General features: G+C 68.9%; 16 protein-coding genes and 1 pseudogene. 8 read left to right on the forward strand and 9 right to left on the reverse strand.

Going from position 1 to position 16,605, the window contains the following annotated elements; translation table 11 throughout:
• Together ACWDKQ_RS25285 and ACWDKQ_RS25290 are read left to right on the forward strand one after the other, a co-directional pair.
• Positions 1-366, forward strand: a pseudogene (locus ACWDKQ_RS25285) (DNA polymerase III subunit alpha); the annotation flags it as partial.
• 67 nt (positions 367-433) lie between these two features.
• Entirely contained in the window at positions 434-610 is a 177-nt protein-coding gene (locus ACWDKQ_RS25290) for a hypothetical protein (protein WP_450141244.1), read from the forward strand.
• 106 nt (positions 611-716) lie between these two features.
• Here the strand turns inward: ACWDKQ_RS25290 and ACWDKQ_RS25295 are convergent, their stop codons facing one another.
• From ACWDKQ_RS25295 to ACWDKQ_RS25305, 3 genes are all read right to left on the reverse strand, one after another.
• Positions 717-962 carry an acyl carrier protein gene (locus tag ACWDKQ_RS25295; RefSeq protein ID WP_450141245.1) on the reverse strand — a complete coding sequence of 82 codons (246 nt, stop codon included), beginning with the start codon at positions 960-962 and terminating at the stop codon, positions 717-719.
• A gap of 71 nt (positions 963-1,033) precedes the next feature.
• Positions 1,034-2,488 (reverse strand): amino acid adenylation domain-containing protein, encoded by a 1,455-nt coding sequence (locus ACWDKQ_RS25300; RefSeq protein WP_450141246.1) that lies wholly within the window; start codon positions 2,486-2,488, stop codon positions 1,034-1,036.
• A complete protein-coding gene (locus tag ACWDKQ_RS25305; RefSeq protein WP_450141247.1) occupies positions 2,485-3,612 on the reverse strand; it encodes an acyl-CoA dehydrogenase family protein in 1,128 nt (375 codons plus the stop codon). The genes ACWDKQ_RS25300 and ACWDKQ_RS25305 overlap by 4 nt, the downstream gene beginning before the upstream one ends.
• A gap of 385 nt (positions 3,613-3,997) precedes the next feature.
• Between ACWDKQ_RS25305 and ACWDKQ_RS25310 the strand changes: the two genes are divergently transcribed.
• Positions 3,998-5,002 (forward strand): ketoacyl-ACP synthase III family protein, encoded by a 1,005-nt coding sequence (locus ACWDKQ_RS25310; RefSeq protein WP_450141248.1) that lies wholly within the window; start codon positions 3,998-4,000, stop codon positions 5,000-5,002.
• 40 nt (positions 5,003-5,042) lie between these two features.
• The gene (locus ACWDKQ_RS25315; protein ID WP_450141249.1) at positions 5,043-6,149 is read left to right on the forward strand and encodes a LysR family transcriptional regulator; all 1,107 of its coding nucleotides are present in this window, start codon (positions 5,043-5,045) and stop codon (positions 6,147-6,149) included.
• A gap of 11 nt (positions 6,150-6,160) precedes the next feature.
• Here the strand turns inward: ACWDKQ_RS25315 and ACWDKQ_RS25320 are convergent, their stop codons facing one another.
• A complete protein-coding gene (locus ACWDKQ_RS25320; protein WP_450141250.1) occupies positions 6,161-7,066 on the reverse strand; it encodes an SDR family NAD(P)-dependent oxidoreductase in 906 nt (301 codons plus the stop codon).
• A 17-nt stretch (positions 7,067-7,083) separates the two neighbouring features.
• A complete protein-coding gene (locus tag ACWDKQ_RS25325) occupies positions 7,084-7,890 on the reverse strand; it encodes a phytanoyl-CoA dioxygenase family protein (protein WP_450141251.1) in 807 nt (268 codons plus the stop codon).
• A 309-nt stretch (positions 7,891-8,199) separates the two neighbouring features.
• On the opposite strand from ACWDKQ_RS25325, the gene ACWDKQ_RS25330 reads away from it, so the two are divergent.
• Genes ACWDKQ_RS25330 through ACWDKQ_RS25340 form a run of 3 tightly spaced genes read left to right on the forward strand, consistent with a single transcriptional unit; the run spans position 8,200 to position 10,489 of the window.
• Entirely contained in the window at positions 8,200-9,417 is a 1,218-nt protein-coding gene (locus ACWDKQ_RS25330; protein WP_450141252.1) for a cytochrome P450, read from the forward strand.
• Between the two features lie 9 nt (positions 9,418-9,426).
• Entirely contained in the window at positions 9,427-9,675 is a 249-nt protein-coding gene (locus ACWDKQ_RS25335; protein WP_450141253.1) for a ferredoxin, read from the forward strand.
• Positions 9,656-10,489, forward strand: coding sequence for a methyltransferase domain-containing protein (locus ACWDKQ_RS25340; RefSeq protein ID WP_450141254.1), 834 nt, complete (start codon positions 9,656-9,658; stop codon positions 10,487-10,489). The genes ACWDKQ_RS25335 and ACWDKQ_RS25340 overlap by 20 nt, the downstream gene beginning before the upstream one ends.
• Before the next feature lie 75 nt (positions 10,490-10,564).
• On the opposite strand, the gene ACWDKQ_RS25345 is transcribed toward ACWDKQ_RS25340, so the two are convergent.
• From ACWDKQ_RS25345 to ACWDKQ_RS25360, 4 genes are read right to left on the reverse strand one after another with little or no spacing between them, the layout of a single operon-like run.
• Entirely contained in the window at positions 10,565-11,392 is an 828-nt protein-coding gene (locus tag ACWDKQ_RS25345; protein ID WP_450141255.1) for an SDR family NAD(P)-dependent oxidoreductase, read from the reverse strand.
• Positions 11,393-11,437: 45 nt separating this feature from the next.
• Positions 11,438-12,400, reverse strand: a complete 963-nt coding sequence (locus ACWDKQ_RS25350) for an LLM class flavin-dependent oxidoreductase (protein WP_450141256.1) — start codon at positions 12,398-12,400, stop codon at positions 11,438-11,440.
• Positions 12,397-13,662, reverse strand: coding sequence for an NtaA/DmoA family FMN-dependent monooxygenase (locus ACWDKQ_RS25355; RefSeq protein WP_450141257.1), 1,266 nt, complete (start codon positions 13,660-13,662; stop codon positions 12,397-12,399). The genes ACWDKQ_RS25350 and ACWDKQ_RS25355 overlap by 4 nt, the downstream gene beginning before the upstream one ends.
• Before the next feature lie 9 nt (positions 13,663-13,671).
• Positions 13,672-14,934, reverse strand: coding sequence for a cytochrome P450 (locus ACWDKQ_RS25360; protein ID WP_450141258.1), 1,263 nt, complete (start codon positions 14,932-14,934; stop codon positions 13,672-13,674).
• A gap of 316 nt (positions 14,935-15,250) precedes the next feature.
• Here ACWDKQ_RS25360 and ACWDKQ_RS25365 point away from each other — a divergent pair, with 316 nt between their 5' ends.
• Positions 15,251-16,297: an aldo/keto reductase gene (locus ACWDKQ_RS25365; protein ID WP_450141259.1), complete on the forward strand. Its 1,047-nt coding sequence runs from the start codon at positions 15,251-15,253 to the stop codon at positions 16,295-16,297.
• Positions 16,298-16,605 lie beyond the last annotated feature (308 nt).

The following is a 16,605-nucleotide window of genomic DNA, read 5'->3' on the forward strand; positions in this document are numbered from 1 at the left end:
TACGAAATGTTCGCCGACTGCCTCGTGGAAGACACCGCACTCGCAGTCAAGGGCCGCATCAACGAACGGGAAGGCACCATCAGCGTGTTCGCCTCCGATGCCGTGCCGGTAGACATCTCGGCAGCAGAAACCGACGCGGGCGTGAACCCGGTGACCCTGGAAGTGGAGGCCCGCTACGTCGACCTGGACTACATGCACGAGCTCCGGGCCACGCTGCGAGCACACCGGGGAAGCACTCCCCTGCGCGTCGTGGTCCGCCACGGCGCCCGACGCACCAAGTTGGCCGTCGACCAGTACCCTATCGACCCGAGCCCGGCCCTCTTCGGGGAGCTCAAAAGCCTGCGCGGGACACGTGTCCTCACCTGACCCGAGGCTTTGGCCGTGTGCCTGACTGACTTCTCGTTGCAAGTGAACTTCGAGTGGAGACGTTCTGTTGGCAGTCAAGATCGTGCACAACACGCGAGCGCAAGAGCTGCGGTTCGGCAACCGGACGGCGGCGGAACGCTACGTCGCCCAGCACGGAGGCAGCAATGCTTGGTGGATCACGACCATCGCCCGAGCGGTGGTTCCCCGGGACGGCCGAACGGACAGCCGCGACTGGTCTAGGTGACTGAATCCCGATTGGATCTTGTCAGGCGCGCACACCCTCCGCCGTCGTTGCTCTCGCCGTCGCACAGGCCGCCCGCCGTTGGGGACGCGTGCTACTCGGTGTCCGACTAGCCGGCGATCATGGTGGCGATATCCTTGACGGTCCGGAAGTTCCGCGCGACAACCGCGTCCGACGGCACTCCGTGGTCGAATTCGCTGTTGATGAAGGCGAGCAGCTCCGCGATGTTCATCGAGTTGATGATTCCCCAATCGAGCAAAGGCGTTTCGCCGTCCAGACTGCTTGCCGGATCGTCCTGGAGAAACCGCTCCCGGATGAAAGCCAGCAACCGTTCGGACACATCGCCCTGCGTCATGTCGTACTCCTCCCAGTGCTTCCCATTTCCGTGAACCCGCAGTCGGCAACGGCACTCGTTCGCCTCCGGCTTCAGCTCCTCCCGGCCAAGAGAGCCGTACGGTCCGTCTTCCCATTCCTCGTCGTGGGCAAGGACGCAACGATGTGCACTCCGTCGGGGATCATGTAGCGCGGCAGCTTTCCGGCCATGTGCCGCTTGATCTCCAGCACACCAAGCTTCTGCTCCGGGCGTGCGACCACGAACGCCTCGAGCCGGGCATCCATCCCCGTGCCGCGTACCGCTGCCGCGGCCTCTGCCACGGCGGGGTGCTTGGTGATCGCCGCCTCCACCTCGCCGAGCTCGATGCGGTTGCCCCGAACCTTCACCTGATGGTCCAGGCGTCCGACGTAGTCGAAGGAACCGTCGTCGAGCACCCGCACGATGTCCCCGGTCCGATAAGGGCCGTACTGCGGTTCCCGGCCCCAGTAGCCCAACATCACCGTCGGGCCCGTGACGACCAGTTCACCGTTCTCGCCGGGTCCGGCCACCGCGCCGCCGGGCTTCTCGGCCCAGACCTCGTCCCCGCAGGTGGCCTTGCCGATCGGCACCGGCCGGTCGCGCTGCAGGTCCGCGTCCACCACTTCGTGGGCGGTGCACACGTTGGTTTCCGTCGGCCCGTAGAGGTTCAGCAGACAAGCACCGGTCCACGCACGTAGTTCCCGGACGTGTCCGATGGGGAACGGTTCGCCCGCGAAGAGCACGGCACGCAATGCCGGTGGTGCTGGCCGGTCCAGGAGCCCGCCGTCGCGCATCATCATGATGAGCGCCGAGGGAACCGAGTACCAGACGGTGATCTCGCGGCTGTGCAGGAACTCCGTGAGCTGCACCGGCGCATACCCGAGCTCGGCGGGGATGAGGTGCACTGAGGCGCCAGCGGCGAACGCGACGTAGAGGTCAAGCACCGAGAGGTCGAAGGTCAGCGGAGCGTGGTTGGCGAACCGGTCGCTGGGCTGGGCACGCAGCGTCCGCGCCGCCCAATCCACGAATGCGCGGGCGTTTCCGTGGCTGATGCAGACACCCTTGGGAGTTCCCGTCGAACCGGATGTGTAGAGGATGTAGGCCGGGTCGTCAGGATCGGCGCTAACCGCTCCCGGCGCATTGCCGGTCCCGGGCAGCGGCGCCGACAGGTCAAGCCACGCCGTCCCCGGGGGTAGGTCCTCGATCTGCGGGCCGGTGGAGCACACCACCGCCGCGCCGCAGTCCCGCGCGATCGCCGCCACCCGGCCCGGCGGGCTCGCGCCGTCAGTCGGTACATAGGCGGCACCGATCCGCAGCGCCGCTTGCATCGCGGCGATGGCGACGGGTGCTTTGCCGGACCAGACGATCACCCGGTCTCCACGCCCGGCTCCCAGATCGGCCAGGCGGTGCGCCAGTCGTCTCGTCGTCTCGTCGATCTCCGCATAGCTCATCTCACCCGACGGCCCGGCGACCGCCGGCCGGTCCGGGTGGCGTGCCGCCGCGTCGATGAGCAGGTCGTGCAGGCTCACAGTCCCACCTCTCGCGCGATGATCTCCCGCTGGATCTCCGTGGTGCCGGAGAACAACGTGGTCGGGACCGAATTCCGCAGGTAACGCTCGATACCGCCCGGGACCAGGTAGCCGGCCGCGCCGAAGATCTGAACGGCGTCCAGACTGTTGGCCACCGCGGCCTCGGACACGGCCACCTTGGCCAGCGCGGTGGCCGACGCCTGTCCGTCGCCCGCTTGGTCGATCAGCCAGCAGGCGCGGTACAGCAGCAGCCGGGCGCTTTCCAGCCGCTGCTTCATCGTCGCGATCCGGTGCGACACGGCCTGGAAGTTCCCGATGGCGCGGCCGAACTGGCGCCGTTGCTTGGCGTGCGCGACGCAGCGTTCGAGCTGGTCGTCCATCATGCCGATGTAGGCGGCGAACAGGCACGCGCGTTCCCAGTTCATGGCGTGCGCGAAGATCGCGGAGCCCTGGCCTTCGGCGCCCAGCCGGTGGCTCTCCTGCACGTGGCAGTCGCGGAACGTCACCCGTCCCGCCGGGCAGCCGTCCAGCCCCATCTTCTCGAACGGCTCGCCGAGGGCGACGCCGCTGAGGCCGGAGGGCACCACGAAGGCGGAGATCCCGAGGAATCCGCCGCCGGGTGATGTCGAGGCGTAGGTCAGGAGCAGATCCGCGTTCGGTCCGTTGCTCACGAACGACTTCTCTCCGTCGATCGCGTACGAACCGCCGTCGCGGCGGGCGGTGACGGAGAGCTTGCTGGTGTCCGAGCCCGCGTCGTCCTCGGTGATGGCGTTGGCCGCGATGAGGTCTCCGACGGCCAGTCCTGGCAGCAGGTCGCGGCGGAGGGTCGTCGAGCCGAAGTCGCGGATGGGCACGGCGCCGGCGAGGAGGTGGGCGCACACCGCGAAGACGAAGCCGGTGTCCGGGCACCCGCGGCCGAATGCCTCCAGGCAGATCGCCGTGTCGAACGCGCCGAGACCGCTGCCGCCGTATTCCGCCGGGATGCACAGACCGGTGAGCCCCAGGCCGGCGGCCTCCCGCCACTTGTCCTCGAAGAGCTCGACGTCGCCGGTCAGCCGGTTCCGCGTGTCGAGGAGGATTTCCTCGTATCGCTGGTTCTGAGCGGCGGTGAGCGCGAAATCCATCTGCATCCTCACAACGGGATATGGGACAGGCCGCACGGTCCGGACGCATCGGTTGATCGCGATCGACACCGAACACGCCGGCTCGGGGAAGCAACCACGGCAGCGGAATCGCTTCGCGCAGCACCGGCTGTTCTCCGGGCGTAAGCGAATTCCAGCCGATGCCAGCGTCCTTGCAGTCTTGCCCAGCCCGCTGACTGGCTCAATGGAACCTTCGGACATGCACTTTTGTTCATGTCCGAAGGTTCAATTTACAGCTACCGCGCGCCCTGCATAGAAAATGACGGGCGGCTGACGCGCTCGACGCGAAAGCTCAAGCCGAGCCCGATGCCGTTGCGGCGCGATTCGTTCTTCTCGCCCGCTCGACAACGAAAGCGAGCGTGACCTCATGGGCGATGTGTTCCTCGCCGGAATCGCCGGCGTTCTCCCACCCACCGTGTCAGTCGACGAAGCTCTCGCCGCAGGAGCCTGGACGAGGCGCGAGGCGGCGGAGACGCAGCAGCTCTCGGTGACGGTCGCGCCGCCTGAACAGCACTCGCCGGACCTGGCCGTCGACGCCGCACGCCTCGCGCTCCAGCGAGCGAAGCGCCGCCCAGCGCAGATCTCCCTCGCCCTGCACTCCATGATGCTCTCCCCCGGTGGCCGGCTCTGGCACGGCGCGGCCTACGTGCACCGGCAGCTCGGAGTTCCCACCGGCCGGTGCATCACGAGCGACCTCGACTGCGGGTGCGACAGCTCGCTCGTCGCCTTCGAGCTCGCCTCGGCGTATCTGCGGGGCCGGGACGAGGAGGAGCTCGCCCTCGTCACCGCGGCCGATTGCTGGCGCGAACCCGAGGTCGACCGCTGGCGCTCCTCCACTTGCCCGTTCGGCGACGGCGCGGCCGCGGCGGTCCTCTCCCGCAAGGGTGGGTTCGCCCGCATCGCCGGCATCTCGTCCCTCAGCGATCCCGACCTGGAACCGGTGGGTCGTGGCCTGGAGCCGTTCACGCGGGAGCACGAGAACCCCGCCGGGCCGGTCTACCTGCGTTCACGGGGCAGCGAGATCGTGGACGCGGAGCGCATCTGGCCGACGGTGACCAAGGATGTGCAGCACGTGGTGGCCGCCGCGGCTGCGCAGGCGGGCATCGCCGTATCCGATCTCGATCACGTGGTCTGCCCGTTCCTCGGGCACGACCTGACCAAGCAGGAGTTCCTCGACCCGCTGTCGCTCGACTTCACCGTGACCCCGTGGGACTTCTCCCGTCGAGTTGGTCACATCGGACCGGCGGACCCGCTGGCGGGCCTGGACCACCTCGTCAACGTGGAGCAGGTGAACTGGCGCTACGCCCTCCTGCTCGCCTACGGGGTGGGCGGGATCTTCACCGCCGTGATCCTGGAGTCCACCGGGGATTAGCAGCCGTTCGCCGCCCCGACGCCTGCCCGAGCACGAGGCGGTGGCGTCCGACGCCGGCTTCGCCGCGTGGGTAGTGTTGCCCAGGCGGAAGTACTGGACGCGGTGCGACGGGTACCGCCGGGAAACCGGTGGTGCCTCGTCGGCGGTCGGTCGGCACGGAAGGGGCAGGATGGAACTCGACCTCGGTGCGGTCCGGGCTTTCATCGTCGTCGCGGACACCCAGTACTTCGGCGAGGCCGCGGACCAGCTGGGAATTACCCAGCAGGCGATCTCCAAGCGGATAGCGAGGCTGGAAGCCTCGCTGGGCACGACGTTGCTGCACCGCACCCAGACCGGGGCCAAGCTCAGCGAGGGCGGTGCCGCGTTCCTCCTGCACGCCCGGCCCCTGCTGGCGCTGGCCGATCAGGCCGTGGAGTCGATCCGGGTCCGCAACCGACCGCTGCGGGTGGACGTGATCGGCACCCGCCTCCCGGCGACCGAACTGGTCAGGACGTTCCACGACAGCCACGCCGACGTGGAGATCGACATCGTCACCTCGCACGGGCTCCGGAGCGGACGGACCGCGCTGACCAACGGCTCGATCGACGTCGCCTTCGCCCGGGTGGTGGGCGCGCTCGATCCGAGCATCGAGCACATCCCCGCCTATCTCGGTCCCCTCCACGTCCTCGTCGGCCGCGCGCATCCCCTCACCGACCGGCGGCGGGTGCGGTTGACCGACCTCCGGGACTCGGTCGCCTGGATGCCGAGCAACGAGCCTGGCAGCGAGTGGGCCGACTTCTACGACTGCATCGCCCGCGAGTTCGGGCTCACCATCGACACCTCGGGCCCGAACTTCGGCCTCGACCACATGCTGGACTACATCGCCGCGTCAGCGGACCGCTTCACCTTCAGCGGCGAACTGCTGCGGGTCCCGTGGCACCCGGGGATCGTGCAGCTGCCCATCGTCGATCCGACACCCGTCTACCTGCACTCCATGCTGTGGCAGCGGGACAACCGGCATCCCGTGCTGCCCCGGCTGATCGACCACGTCACCTCGCGCCTGCGGCCGTTCGACCCCGAACGCCAGTGGCTGCCACCGGCGGACGTCCACGCGAGCAATCTCGCGGCGGCAGCCGGCGAGCGCCCCGGCCCGGGAAAGCACGGCTGACGCCCGGTCCGTCAGACGGCGAGACCGACCAGGCCGGCGCTTTTCGCCCACAGCCGCTCGCACCGCTGCGGGTCGGTGGTGTGCGGTTCGGTCCGGACGGGGGCGCGGTCGGCGTAGAAGCCGCCGGTCCTCCCTTCGATGGCGGGCGAGGTCGCCAGCCACGCAGGCGTGTCCGCTCCGACGTCCGGGCCGGGCAGCTCCCCGTCCTTCCCGGCGCCGGGCTGCGGGCTGGGCGGTGGCAGGCTGCCGTCCTGGTACGCCTGCACGATGAACGGACCGATCCCGGGTGCCTCCCCGCCCAGGCCGGTGCCCGCGATCATGCCGGGGTGGCAGGCGTTGACGGTGGTAGCGCTCCCGCCCAGGCGGCGGGCGAGCGCGTGGACAAACATCAGGTTCATGTTCTTGATCCGCAGGTAGGCGTGGTAGGGCCACAGCTCGCTGGGTTCACCCAGCCGCTGCGGCCAGGCAAACGCGAGGTCGTCGAGGTCGACCGGTTCGGGGGCCAGCAGTGCCGGGTCGGAAGCCACCAGGATCAGCCTGGACCGCTCCGAAACCGCTGCGAGTTCCCGCAGCAGCAGGTAGGGCGCCAGGTAGTTGATGGTCAGCATCCGCGGCAGGCCGTCGGAGGTGCGCCGGTCGAGCGGGGCGACCACGGCGGCGTTGCTGATCACCACGTCCGGAGCCGGTCCCGCGCGCAGCCTGCCGGCGAGATCGCGCACCTCCTCGAGTTCGGCGAGATCGGCCCGCTCCAGGGCGAGCTCGGCGCGCGGCACGGCGGTGACGATCCGCTGTCGCGCCGCCTCCAGGCGCTGAGTGCTGCGGCCGACCAGCGTGACCGCCATCCCCTCACCGGCGAGCCGCCGCGCCGTCGCCTCGCCGATCCCGTTGGTCGCGCCGGTGACAACCGCGTGCAACACAGTCGCCGCCTCCGGGCTCAGCGGCCGGTCGCGAACTGAGCGATCCGCGGGTAGCGGTCGTCGGGCGGCAGTTGGCCTTCGTCCAGGTCGGGCAGCTCGTGACCGGGGTGGGGCCGGTAGGTCGATTCCGCGTCGGTGTAGGTGGTGATGAACGCCACCCGGGAGTCCTCCGAGGTGTTGGGGCCTGCGGTGTGCCCGGTCCGCCAGTGGTGGAACGTGACGTCGCCGGCCCGCAGCGGAACGGTGACCCGGCGGTTCCAGCCGAGTTCCGGCCACCCGTCGAACAGGTACGAATCGGGGTTCTCCTGGGCCGCGGACAGTGGTGCCCGGTGGGGATCGGGGCGCCGGTGCGAGCCCGGGATGAACGTCATGCAGCCGCGCTCGACCGGCACGTCGACGAGCGCGATCCAGGCGTTCAGCGTGATCTTGCCGTCCAGCGGCGCGAGCGTGATGTCGTCATGCCACATGGTCGGCTGGTCGTCGTGCGGCGATTTGATCAGCGCCTCACCGCCCCACACCCGCAGCGGCATGCCGGCCAGTTGTTCCGCGATCGCGCCGAGCTTGGGATGGCGCGCGAGGTCGCGCAGGGTCTCGTCGTCCTGGAACGCACCGGTGGTCATCCGGACGGCGGTGCGGCCGACGCGCAATCCCATGCCGGCCAGCTGGCCCTGGTTCTCGATCGCGGCCCAGGCGCCGTCCCGGTACCGCGCGACTTCGTCCGGGGAAAGCACATTGGGGACGAGTGTGAATCCGTCTTCCCGGAACTGGGTGACGTATCGCTGCGCGAGCGCGTCGGACCGCGTCTGGGTCGTCGTGTCAGTCACGTTGGTTCTCCGGTCATGCCTGGGCCAAGGTGGACGACCATTTCTAAACTCGGCGGGAGCCGGTCGTAAATTGAACCTTCGTGCATCCCGCGGGATTGCTGTACGAAGGTCCACTTCAGGTGCGGGACCGGCATGAGCGAGACTCCGTACATGCCGGCACCGGTCCGGGCTCACCGCCGACCGGTGCAACACCTGGCCGCCCGCCGCAGCGGACGAACTCCCCCTGTCCCACATCCGCCCCGCGCGGCCAACGCGCCCGAGATGTGCTGAAGGTGCCATGCGACAGGCCGTCGAGAAGGACGCGACACCATGACCACGCCCGATGAGAAGCAGGCCGCAGAACGCTGTTTTCCGATGCGCCGCCAATGCCCGTTCTCCCCTCCGGCGGAGTACGCGCAGCTGCGCGAGGAGGGACCGCTCGCCCGCGTGAGGCTGCCTAACGGGCGGCCGGCCTGGGTCGTCACGCGGCACGCCGAGGTGCAGCAGGTGCTGGCCGATCCCCGGATCAGCACCGACCTCACCTACCCCGGATTCCCGCTGCTGACCGACGTTGCCGACATGGAGCAGTACGAGCTGCACGAGGGCGAGTTCTTCAATATGGACCCGCCCCAGCACGACGTGTACCGGCGGATGCTGATCCCGGAGTTCAGCGTCAAGCGGATCAGAGCACTGCGGCCGGGAATTCAGTCCATGATGGACGGATTGATCGACCGGATGTTAGCGCAGGGCTGCCCGGCCGACCTCGCGGAATCGTTCGCGCTGGTCATCCCCTCGCTGGGCATCTGCCAGCTGCTCGGCGTCCCCTACGACGACCACGAGTTCTTCCAGGGCCGGATCCGCAGCCGCAAGATGATGGACTCCGAGCAGATGCGGAACTCGGTTTCGGAGCTGCGGGCCTACACCGATGCCGCGATCACCCGTTGCGAGCAGCAGCCGGGCGACGATCTCATCGGGCGGCTTGTCACCGAGCGGATCGCGACGGGCGAGGTCACCCACAACGCCGCCGTCGGCATGGTCCTACAGCTGCTGATCGCCGCCCACGAGACCACGGCCAACATGATCATGCTCGGTACGCTGACGCTGCTTCGGCATCCACGGCAGCTCGCCGAGCTGCGCGCCGACCCCTCGCTGTGGCCGGGCGCGGTGGAGGAACTGCTCCGGTACCACACGATCGCGGACGGGCCGACCTTCACCAGGATCGCCAAGGCCGACATCGAGGTCGGCGACCAGGTCATCCGGGATGGAGACGGCGTTTTCGCGCTCTGCGCCTCGGCCAACCACGACGAGCGGGCCTTCAAGCGCGCCGGAGAATTCGACATCCACCGCAGCGCCCGCAACCACGTGGCCTTCGGGTACGGCGTCCACCAGTGTCTCGGGCAGAACCTGGCCAGGGCCTGGCTGGAGACGGCCTACGAGACGCTGTTCCGGCGCGTTCCCTCACTCCGGCTGGCTGTCGATGTCGACGACCTGGAGTTCAAATACGACGCCGCGATCTTCGGAATCGACAAGTTTCCCGTTGCATGGTAGGAGTTCCCGTTGCGCATCTCCGCGGACAAGGACCGCTGCATCGGCGCCGGCCACTGCGTGCGCGCAGCCCCCGATCTCTTCGATTCGGGAGACGACGGGCGGGTCACCGTGCTGCATCCGGAACCCGATCCATCGCGCGCCGCCACCGTGCGGGAGGTCGTCGCACTCTGCCCCAACACAGCCATTTCCCTGTCCGAAGGACCAGGCAAGCCCTTTGATGGAAGCGGTGGCAAACCTCATGAATGTCAACAACGATGATGTGGCCGGTTTTTACAACGGCACCGACAAGTTCAGCACGGCCGGCCGGATCGACGCGTTGTGGGGGCAGAACCTGCACTTCGGCTACTGGGAGGACGACTCCGACGACAGCCCGATCGAGGTGGCCACGGATCGGCTCACCGACCTGATGATCTCGGGCCTGGACCCGGAGCCGGGACAGCGCATCCTCGACATCGGCTGCGGCAACGGCAATCCGGCCATGCGCCTGGTGCGCTCCCGCGACGTGCGCGTCGTCGGCATCACCATCAGCGAGCTGCAGGTCGAGCAGGGCCAGGAGCGGGCGGCCGAGGCCGGCCTCGCCGACCGGGCGGAGTTCCGGTACGCGGACGCGATGAGCATCCCGTTCCCGGACGGGTCTTTCGACGCGGCCTGGGCGCTGGAGTCGATGCTGCACATGCCCGACCGCGGTCAGGTGCTGGCGGAGACGGCGCGCGTGCTGCGCCCGGGCGGGCGGCTGGCGATCGCCGACGTCGTGGAGCGCGGCCCCGTCAGCCCCGAGGGAAAGGTGGTGATGGACCACATCCGGGAGACCTACAAGATCCACGCCCTCGGCTCGGTCGAGGAGTACCGCGAGCAGCTGGCCGCGCATGGCTTCGTCGACGTCGAGATCCACGACATCAGCGACAACGTGCTGCGCACGGGAACCGTGCTCGCCGACACCGTGGAGGAGATGCGCGATCAGTTCCTGGAGCACGCCACGGCGGAGGAGATCGATTCCCTGACCCACTTCATGCGCCTGGCGGCGGTCACACCGGAGAACGGTTACCTGTTCATCACCGCCACGCGTCGCTGACCAGACGCCAACGGCGAACGGGGGCGGGGGCCCGATGCGGGTCCGCCTCCATTCGCCGTCCCCGGGGCTACCTCATCACCCGTCCGCCGGCCGGGTCCCCCGTTCGAAGGCTTCGGCGATGCGCTGGTGGCGCTCCTCGATCAAGGGGCGCGACTCCTGGTGGGTGCAGGCGTGCAGGTCGCCGGCCTTGATGGCCCGGACCACCACAGCACCCGCCTCTTCCGGGGTCAGCCACCGGTGAGCCTGGAACTCCTCCTCGGTCAGCTCGAAGTCGGTGAGCGCGCCGCCGGCGTACCGCTCGGGCCGGTTCCGGGTGCTCGAACCGACGTTGGTCAACACCGTGGAGGGGCACAGCACGGTCGCACCCACCTTGGAGCCGTCCTGCTCCAGTTCGGCGGCGAGCGTCTCGGTGAGGGCCACCACGCCGAACTTGCTCACGGAGTACGCGCCGAGCGGCGAAGCGGTGAACATCCCGAAGATGGAAGCCGTGTTCACGATGTGTCCGCCGTCCTCGTTGGCTTCCAGGATGGGCAGGAAGGTCTGAACGCCGTGGATGACGCCGTAGAGGTTGACGCCAAGCATCCAGTGCCAGTCCTCGATCTTCATGTCGGCGATCCGGGCGATCGGCCCGATGCCCGCGCAGTTGAAGACCACGTGCGCGGTGCCGAACCGGTCGATCACCGAGCTCGCGAGCGCCTGCACGCTCTCCAGGTCGCTGACATCGGTGTGGATGCCGACCGCGCCGATCTCCTTGGCAGTCTTGTCCAGGACATCGCGCTCGATGTCGGCGATGACCACCTGCATGCCCTCGGCGAGGAGTTGCTGCGCGGTGCCCTTCCCGATTCCAGAGGCACCGCCGGTAACCACGGCGACCTTGCCGCGCAGGTTCGGATACGCACTCATCTGTCGTTCGCTCCCATGTGTCGTGGTTGAGGCTCGATCACTTCGTCACGCAACTGCCTGCTTGCCGGCCGGGCGGGGAAGACCCAGCCTTGCCCGCAGCGTGCCGCCCGAGGACGCGGACAAGTGGCGACGCACAGCGATGGCGCTGCTGAGCACCGCGTCGGCGCTGGGCGCCGACAGGATGAATCCGTTGACCAGTCCGGTCCCGGCCAGCCCGGTCAGGTGCTCGACGGGCGTGTCCGCCGGCTGCTCCAGCAGGACCAGGACGTCCTCGGGCCGGCGCCCGGCGCCGGTCGCGGATTCGGTCACCGCGCGCCGGATCTCCGCGAGGCCGTCCGCCCGGTCGGCCGGCGCGATCGCCACGTCGGCGACGCGGCCCGCGAGCGCGGCGGTGCCGGTGTCGGCGATGCGCTTCACCAGCACCGGATGTCCTTGCGGTGGGCGGGCGATGTTGAGCGGACCAGCCACCTCGAAGTGCTCGCCCTGGTGGTCCAGCGCGTGCAACCGCTCCGGCAGGAAGTAGATGCCCGATTCGCGGTCGCGGAGGAACGCGTCGTCCTGGAAGCTGTCCCACAGCCCGGCCAGCACTCGGGCGAACTCCTCGGCACGGGCGAGCTGCCGGTCCGCCCCCGCGGCACCGCCTGCGTGGTAGTTGGCGGCCTCGCAGTCGGCACCGGGGGCGCGCATCTCCCAGCCCGCGCGGCCGCCGCTGAGGTAGTCGATCGTCGCCAGCAGCCGCGCGACGTGGTAGGGCGCGAGCTGCCCCGTCGAGATCGACGGCACGAGCCCGATGCCTTCGGTGCAGACTGCCAGCGCCGCCGCGAGGGTGCCCGCCTCGAACGCCCTCGCCCCGTCCGGACCGGCGCTTTGCCGGTCGTCGAGCAGCAAGGCGTCGATGCCTGCCCGTTGCGCGGCGCGAGCCCAGTCGCGGGCGCGGATGAACGCGGCACGACCGGTTCCGCCGCCATCCGGCGGAGTCGTCAACTGGGCGAAAAGCAGCATGGTCATCGCACACCTCCCACCAGCGCCTCGGTGAGGCCGAGGTTGTCCCGCAACGTGCCCTCGACGTACTCGTTGCGCACCAGGCCGCGCCGTCTCAGCTCCGGCACGACGTGGTCGACGAAGTCCTCCAGCGCTCCCGGCAGGTACGGGAAGTCGATGAGGAAACCGTCCGCCGCGGCCTGGGTGAACATCGTCTCCATGTGGTCGGCGAGCTGCTCGGGGGTGCCCGCGACGATGTCAGCCGCGGTACGCAGGGACAGCTGGCGCAGCGTCAGATTCTCCCGGCGGGCGAGGTCGATCCAGCGCTGGGCGGTGCTCTGCGAACGGTTGTTGACAGGAAGATCCGGCACCGGCCCGTCCAGCGGATACCCGGTCAGATCCACATCACCCAGCTGGTCCTGCAGCGCACGAAGGGCGACGATGTCCGGCATCAACTCCTGGAGTTCCAGCAGCAGCTCCCGCGCCTGCGCCTCGGTGCTCGCCACGATCGGCTGCAGGCCGACCCAGATCTGGATCGACTCCGGAGCACGGCCGTGCGCGGCCGCGCGCGCCTTAAGGTCGGCGTAGAAGTCCTGGGCGTCGGAGGGCCGCGTATGCCTGGTGAACAGCACTTCCCCGTGCCGCGCGGCGAACTTTCGGCCGACCGGGGATGCACCGGCCTGGAAGATCACCGGCCGGCCCTGCGGCGAGGGCGCCACGTTGAGCGGTCCTCGAACGCTGAAGAACCGCCCGGTGTGCTCGATCGGCTCGTCACCGGAGGCCCAGAGCCGGTTCGCCACCGAGAGGAACTCCTCGGCTCGCGCGTAGCGCAGGTCGTGCTCCATGTGTTCGGGGAAGCCGAAGTTGCGCGACTCCCACGGCGCGGCCGAGGTCACCATGTTCCACCCCGCGCGGCCACCGCTGAGGTGGTCCAGCGACGCGAACTTGCGGGCGAGGTCGTAGGGATCGTTGTAGGTGGTGGTGGCGGTTGCGGCGAGCCCGATGTGCTCGGTCAGCGCGGCGTAGGCCGACAGCAGGGCCAGCGGCTCGAAGTGCTCGTTGCGCGCTGTGCGGCTCAGGTGCTCCACGTCGGTACCCCACAGCGCCACCACGTCGGCGACGAAAACGCAGTCGAACACGCCGCGTTCGAGCGACGCGGCGTTGCGCTGGTGGAATCCGAAATCGAGTTGGGCGTCGGCTTGGGTGAGCGGATGCCGCCACGCGGCGATGTGCCCACCCGGGCCATCGATGCTCGCCCCGAGTCGCAGCACCCTTCCCGGTTGTGTCATGGTCCTCCCTCAAATCCGGGGTAGCGCGGCGACGGTGGCCGCGTCCGGCCCGGTCCGCGGACCGGGCGTGAAACGGGCCGGCATCTTCACGTAGCCGTTGATCTGGCCCACCGTGGAGTACTTCTCGGCCGCCCCGGCCACGATCCGGTAGTCCGGCATGCGCCGCAGCACCTCGCCGATCACGACCTCGAAGTCCATCCGGGCGATGTGGCGTCCGATGCACCGATGGATTCCGATGCCGAAGGCGGCCTGCTTGCGAGCGTCGCGGTCGAGGTCGATCATGTCCGGGTTCGGGAAGGTCTTCGCGTCCAGGTTCGCGGCCGCCCAGGACAGCAGTACGCGATCGCCCTTGCCGACCGGGCAGCCATCGATCGCCGTGTCCTCCACGGCGGTGCGCCCGACGCCCACGACCGGGGTGTAATACCGGAGGAACTCGTCGCAGACCTTCGGGATCAGCTCCGGTGACTCGATGAGCCTCCGGCGGTCCGCAGGTTCCCGGTCGAGGTAGTCCAATGTGGACGCCAGCAGTGCCGTGGTGGTGTCGACACCGCCGGGGATGACGGCGTTGCAGACCGCTACGATGTCCTCGTCGGAGATCTTCTCGCCGTCGATCTCGACCTGCGTTAGGAAGCTGATCAGGTCGTCGCCGGAATCGGCGCGCCGTTGCGGGATCACTTCCCGCACCGTCTCGACGAGTTGCGCGAAACCAGCCTCGACGCGGTCGAACTCCGGTGTGCCCGGATGGGTGTAGACCAGCGCGTGCACGACGTCGGCGTACAACCGCCAGTCGTCCATCGGCAACCCGACGATGTCGAGGGTGATCAGCGCGGGAACCGGGTTCGCGAGGTCCAGGACGAGATCGATCTCGCCGCTTTCCACGCATTGGTCGACGCACCACGTGGCGTACTGCTGGATGCGCGGGCGCAGCCGCCTCGCCGCCGGCGGCGAGAAGAAGGAGTTCAGCTGCTTGCGCCACTGCATGAACTCGGGTGGGTCGACCTCCAGCGGCAGCCCGCGGAACGACGAGGCGGGCACGACAGTGCCCTGCGGTCGTCCCGGCGTGTTGGGCAGCTCGTGCTCGGAGGAGAAAACCTCGGGCCGGTGCGCGACCTCTGACACCTGGTCGTACCCGCTCACCAACCAGAATCCGCCGTGGTGCCTGCTGTAGGCCACGGGTGTGTGGGAGTTCAGCGCGATGTTGGCGGCCCAAGGATCGCGGGCGTATTCCGCGGAGTGGTGATCGAAGTCAACTTCCGGCGCATTATCGGACATTCTCATCCTCGGGGTGCGGCGGGAGGGGGCGCGGCACGTCACGTTGTTCGTACCCCACCGGAACCGGGGTTTGAATTGAACCTTCGTACGCCGTGGTCGGCGCCCGGAACTCGCGGGGTCCGCCCCGCTGTGCTGCCGCCGGAGATCACCGTGGCATTCCGCTCTGTACGAAAGTGCAATTCAACTGCGGTGGTGCGCGAGCAAGGATGGGATCGATCGCTCTGGCGCGGCACGCCCGGCCGGTGGGAGCACCAGTCCCACCGAGAGCCGACGACATCGCGAGAGACCTGACCACGGGCCAGCGAGGTGGCAAGAGATGAAACACGTACCGCTGGGAGCCAGTGGCCTCGGCACTTCGGTGTTCGTGCTCGGCACTGCGACGTTCGGCGACCAGACGGACGAGGCGGAGGCGGGCCGGACGCTCGGCACCTTCGTGGACTCCGGCGGCCTTCTCGTGGACACCGCGGACGGCTACGTCGACGGGCGCTCCGAGCAGATCATCGGCCGCTGGCTCGGCAAGCAGTCCGCCGAGGTGCGCGGGCGCGTCCTGCTGTCGACCAAGGGCGGCGGGTACACCACGAGCGCCACGATGAACGATTGGGGCAACTCCAGGCACAACCTGACGCGGGCTCTGGAGGATTCGCTCAGACGCCTCGGCGTCGAATCGGTGGCCCTCTACCAGATGCACACCTGGGATCCGCTGACCCCGCTGGAGGAGACGATGTCCTTTTTGGACGACGCTGTCCGCGAGGGAAAGATCCGGTACGTCGGGCTGTCCAACTTCACCGGCTGGCAGCTGCAGAAGGCCGTGGACCTGGTGCAGGCGCTCGGCCTGACCGCCCCGGTGACGTACCAGGCGCAGTACAGCCTGCTGTGCCGCGAGGTGGAATGGGAGATCATCCCGGCGGGCAACGCCAACGGCCTCGGGCTGCTGGCCTGGTCCCCGCTCTCGGGCGGGTTGCTCACCGGCAAGTACTCCCCGCACTCAAGCCCGGCGGACTCCCGCTTCGCCGATCAACTGGAGCGGGGGAAGATGCACGACAACTACGTCTGCGCACTCTACAGCACCCATGTCGCGCGAGACCGCACTTGGAATGTGCTGAACATCCTGCGCGACATCGCCGCCACGAGGAATGTCACGCCCGCGGCGATCGCGCTCGCTTGGGTGGCGGCCCGGCCCGGGGTGAGCGCAGTGGTGCTCGGCGCCCGCAGCAGCGAGCAGCTCGCGAGCAACCTCGCGGCCGGCGACCTCGTGCTGGAAAACGACGAGATCACCAGGTTGGACGAGGCGAGCGATCCGTGTTCGGCCGGCTACCCGTACGGCGCTTTCGGCACCGCGCTGCGATCTCGTTCACTCCCGTAACCGGCGGACGGCCGAAGCCGACGGGATGCGCGCCCGGACCAACGGGCGAGCAGCAACCTGGGGTTCCCGCCACAGCACCGGCACCGGCACCGGCACTGGTGCGAAAACCAGTCCTGCCAACGATTTGCTCGTGATACGAAGGTCCACTTTACGCCGCGGTCAGCTGCTGCGTAGAACTGATCCGGGGTAACGCGCACGACCTTGGCACCGGCGCCGGGCAACGCGCTCTCGCGGAGCGACTCGACTTCGCCCGACCCCGGAACCGGAGCAGACCGCGGCGCCGCCGACTGCCCGGAGCACGCGATCAG

The organism is Saccharopolyspora sp. NPDC000995, assembly GCF_053599315.1.

What these genes read in the sequence shown, in the direction of transcription:
- ACWDKQ_RS25295 (WP_450141245.1), bottom strand. Translation starts at nt 962, where the DNA reads ATGACGCAGGGCGATGTGTCCGAACGGTTGCTGGCTTTCATCCGGGAG.
- ACWDKQ_RS25305 (WP_450141247.1), bottom strand. Translation starts at nt 3,612, where the DNA reads ATGGATTTCGCGCTCACCGCCGCTCAGAACCAGCGATACGAGGAAATC.
- ACWDKQ_RS25310 (WP_450141248.1), top strand. Translation starts at nt 3,998, where the DNA reads ATGGGCGATGTGTTCCTCGCCGGAATCGCCGGCGTTCTCCCACCCACC.
- ACWDKQ_RS25330 (WP_450141252.1), top strand. Translation starts at nt 8,200, where the DNA reads ATGACCACGCCCGATGAGAAGCAGGCCGCAGAACGCTGTTTTCCGATG.
- ACWDKQ_RS25340 (WP_450141254.1), top strand. Translation starts at nt 9,656, where the DNA reads ATGAATGTCAACAACGATGATGTGGCCGGTTTTTACAACGGCACCGAC.
- ACWDKQ_RS25345 (WP_450141255.1), bottom strand. Translation starts at nt 11,392, where the DNA reads ATGAGTGCGTATCCGAACCTGCGCGGCAAGGTCGCCGTGGTTACCGGC.
- ACWDKQ_RS25350 (WP_450141256.1), bottom strand. Translation starts at nt 12,400, where the DNA reads ATGACCATGCTGCTTTTCGCCCAGTTGACGACTCCGCCGGATGGCGGC.
- ACWDKQ_RS25355 (WP_450141257.1), bottom strand. Translation starts at nt 13,662, where the DNA reads ATGACACAACCGGGAAGGGTGCTGCGACTCGGGGCGAGCATCGATGGC.
- ACWDKQ_RS25360 (WP_450141258.1), bottom strand. Translation starts at nt 14,934, where the DNA reads ATGTCCGATAATGCGCCGGAAGTTGACTTCGATCACCACTCCGCGGAA.
- ACWDKQ_RS25365 (WP_450141259.1), top strand. Translation starts at nt 15,251, where the DNA reads ATGAAACACGTACCGCTGGGAGCCAGTGGCCTCGGCACTTCGGTGTTC.